The organism is Metabacillus niabensis (assembly GCF_902829255.1).
GTDB classification, from domain to species: Bacteria; Bacillota; Bacilli; order Bacillales; family Bacillaceae; genus Metabacillus; species Metabacillus niabensis.
Genome location: NZ_CADEPK010000415.1, coordinates 1 through 3,341, shown reverse-complemented (window position 1 = coordinate 3,341; position 3,341 = coordinate 1). Strand labels below are relative to the sequence as shown.

The following is a 3,341-nucleotide window of genomic DNA, read 5'->3' as shown; positions in this document are numbered from 1 at the left end:
ATACATAATTGAGCAAAAGTTAGCAAAGACTACGTGTAGGAAATATGAGAATTTTGTTGAAAATAATTTATTGACAGTAGTTAAATAACATTGGTATAATTTAAATTTTATTTGACTTATCTGGGTATCTGTTGTATAATCAATTTAGTGAGGTGGATGCAATGGGAAAAACTCTAACGGATATTAAAAAGTCCTTGGATGGTAATCTTGGCAGACGATTAACCCTGAAAGCTAACGGGGGTCGTAGAAAGACGATAGAACGCTGTGGTGTGCTTGCAGAAACCTATCCATCTGTCTTTGTTATTGAGTTAGATCAAGATGAGAATTCTTTTGAGAGAGTATCATACAGCTATGCTGATGTTCTAACTGAAACAGTACAATTAACTTTTTTCGAAGATACAACAGGAACATATGCGGTTAGTGGACAGTAAACACCCAATTTGTTTACTGTTTTTTCTTTTTTATGCCGGATAATTTAGTGGGATCTTCACATAAAATGTTTAACTTATACAAATAATAGTTATGCCGCGATTTTATTCTTCTTTTAAAAATCCAGGCTAATCCTTTGAAAGGATGTGTTACAGTCATGGGCAGACGTCGTGGAATTATGTCTGAAGGCTTTAAGTATGAATTAGCAAAAGACTTAGGGTTTTACGAAACGGTAAAAGAAGAGGGCTGGGGAGCTATTCGAGCACGAGATGCTGGAAATATGGTAAAACGTGCAATTGAATTAGCTCAACTACAGCTTGCCGAGCAAAATAAAAATCAGTAACAATGCGGTAGGGTTGGCGATTATTCACTTTCTCCTTTTTGAGGTGGTGAATAAAGTCAGCCCTTTTTTAATATTCGCAAGTGAAGAAGGTATTAATACAGAAATTATGTCTAATAATTACATTAGAAGGGTTGTACGTTCAAAAGCCAATCTATCTCATAGAGATGTGCAAATTCGCTAATTGTCGAAAAAGGAAATACTTTACCTGCTTTTGTGGTACAATGTTGATACAATTGTAGTTCGTTAAAGTAGGTGAATACATGCGTGTTTTAGAAAAAGCACCGGCAAAAATTAATTTATCATTAGACGTCCTTCATAAACGGAAGGATGGGTTTCATGAAGTGAAAATGATTATGACAACGATAGACTTGGCTGACCGTGTGGAATTGATCGATTTGCCAATAGATGAAATACGAATCGTTTCTCATAATCGATTTGTTCCAGATGACCAGAGGAACTTAGCATATCAGGCTGCAAAGTTGCTTAAAAAGCGATATGGAATTAAAAGAGGAGTATCCATCTCTATTACGAAAACAATTCCTGTAGCTGCTGGATTAGCAGGAGGTAGTAGTGATGCAGCTGCTACGCTAAGAGGGTTAAACCGTTTATGGAATTTGGGATTATCGTTTGAACAATTAGCTGAATTAGGTTCAGAGATCGGCTCAGATGTTGCGTTTTGTGTGTATGGGGGAACGGCTCTTGCAACTGGTCGAGGAGAACTTATTGAGCATATTAACCCTCCACCACATTGTTGGGTCGTTTTGGCTAAGCCAACTATTGGAGTCTCGACAGCTGACGTTTATCGAAATCTTAACCTTAATGCGATAAATCATCCAAATGTTGATGGAATGGTTAACGCAATTCAGAACGGTGATTATGCGCAGATATGTCACTATATGGGCAATGTATTGGAAAGCGTGACATTACGTATGTATCCAGAAGTAGCAAATATTAAAGAGCAAATGAAACGTTTCGGTGCGGATGCTGTTTTAATGAGTGGTAGTGGACCGACCGTCTTTGGTTTAGTTCAATATGAGTCGAGATTACCAAGGGTTTATAATGGGTTACGTGGCTTCTGTGACCAAGTCTTTGCGGTAAGAATGTTAGGGGAACGAAACAGCCTTGATTAAATACGGATATTAAGTTATATTTACTTTAATAATATTCGGATTTTGGAGGTTGGCCGTTCATGAAATTTCGACGTAGTGGTCGTCTTGTTGATATGACAAACTACTTGCTTCATCATCCACATTCTTTGGTCCCATTAACTTATTTTTCTGAGAAATATAAATCCGCCAAATCATCAATCAGCGAAGACTTGACAATCATAAAAGAGACGTTTGAGCAACATGGAATAGGAACGTTACTCACTGTACCTGGAGCAGCAGGTGGTGTTAAGTATATTCCAAAGGTTGAATTAAAAGAAGCAAAGCAATTCATTGATGAGCTGTGCGAATTAATGGCAAGACCAGAAAGATTACTGCCTGGTGGATATTTATATTTAACGGATTTGCTAGGAAATCCTTCAATTGTAAATAAAATTGGCAAATTGTTTGCAACAGTATTTAGCAATCGAAAAATTGACGTAGTTATGACTGTCGCAACAAAAGGGATAACTTTAGCTTACGCGGTAGCAGCCCAGCTTGATGTTCCTGTAGTGATTGTTAGGAAGGATAGTAAGGTAACTGAGGGCTCAACTGTTAGTATTAATTATGTTTCTGGTTCTTCTAAACGAATTCAAACGATGCTCCTAGCAAAACGGAGTTTAACCGAGGGTTCAAACGTACTCATTATTGATGACTTTATGAAGGCTGGTGGAACGATTAATGGCATGATCAGTCTTTTGGATGAATTCAAGGCTAATGTTTCGGGAATAGGTGTATTGGTTGAAACAGAAGGTGTAGAAGAGAGACTAGTTGATGAATATATCTCGTTAGTTAAACTAACTGAAGTCGATACACGTGAAAAGCATATTGAAGTAAAACCTGGAAGTTATTTTCAATTTGAAGATGAAAATGAAGATGGGGGAGAATAATATGAAGATTGTTAGTACAAATCAAGCACCTGCAGCTATTGGTCCATATTCACAAGGGATTATTGTGAACAACTTATTTTATAGTTCAGGACAAATCCCTTTAACAGCTCAAGGGGAAATGGTAACAGGTGATATTGCTGAACAAACACATCAAGTATTTAAAAACTTAAAAGCGGTTCTTTCAGAGGCTGGTGCTTCGTTAGAAACAGTAGTTAAAGCGACGGTTTTCTTGAAGGATATGAATTCTTTTGCTGACTTTAATGAGGTGTATGGTCAATATTTCTCTGAACATAAACCAGCACGTTCATGTGTAGAAGTGGCACGTCTTCCGAAAGATGCTCTTGTGGAAATTGAAGTTATAGCTTTAATTAAATAATAAATGATTAAGCCAATCTGATACAGATTGGCTCAGACTGTAGACAAACTCGATAAAATCGAGTTTGCATACAGTCTTTTTTTATTTAAAATATTTATTAATAGATATTTTAGAGGTGATGGATAATGATGACAAGAAACAATAATACTGAAAGAGAT

5 protein-coding genes are annotated in these 3,341 nt (G+C 36.7%); all 5 read left to right on the top strand.

Going from position 1 to position 3,341, the window contains the following annotated elements; genetic code table 11:
* Nucleotides 1–161 precede the first annotated feature (161 nt).
* The 5 genes from veg (at nucleotide 162) to ridA (ending at nucleotide 3,183) form a co-directional block, all read left to right on the top strand.
* The gene (gene veg, locus HU235_RS23050; protein WP_095303069.1) at nucleotides 162–431 is read left to right on the top strand and encodes a biofilm formation stimulator Veg; all 270 of its coding nucleotides are present in this window, start codon (nucleotides 162–164) and stop codon (nucleotides 429–431) included.
* A gap of 155 nt (nucleotides 432–586) precedes the next feature.
* Nucleotides 587–772 carry a small, acid-soluble spore protein, alpha/beta type gene (locus tag HU235_RS23045; protein ID WP_095303070.1) on the top strand — a complete coding sequence of 62 codons (186 nt, stop codon included), beginning with the start codon at nucleotides 587–589 and terminating at the stop codon, nucleotides 770–772.
* A gap of 260 nt (nucleotides 773–1,032) precedes the next feature.
* On the top strand, nucleotides 1,033–1,902 hold the full coding sequence (gene ispE, locus HU235_RS23040) for a 4-(cytidine 5'-diphospho)-2-C-methyl-D-erythritol kinase (RefSeq protein WP_095303071.1): 870 nt from the start codon (nucleotides 1,033–1,035) through the stop codon (nucleotides 1,900–1,902).
* A 59-nt stretch (nucleotides 1,903–1,961) separates the two neighbouring features.
* Nucleotides 1,962–2,807: a pur operon repressor gene (purR, locus tag HU235_RS23035; protein WP_095303072.1), complete on the top strand. Its 846-nt coding sequence runs from the start codon at nucleotides 1,962–1,964 to the stop codon at nucleotides 2,805–2,807.
* A gap of 1 nt (nucleotide 2,808) precedes the next feature.
* Complete coding sequence (gene ridA, locus HU235_RS23030) at nucleotides 2,809–3,183, top strand: 2-iminobutanoate/2-iminopropanoate deaminase (protein WP_095303073.1); 375 nt, start codon at nucleotides 2,809–2,811, stop codon at nucleotides 3,181–3,183.
* The last annotated feature ends 158 nt before the right edge of the window (nucleotides 3,184–3,341 follow it).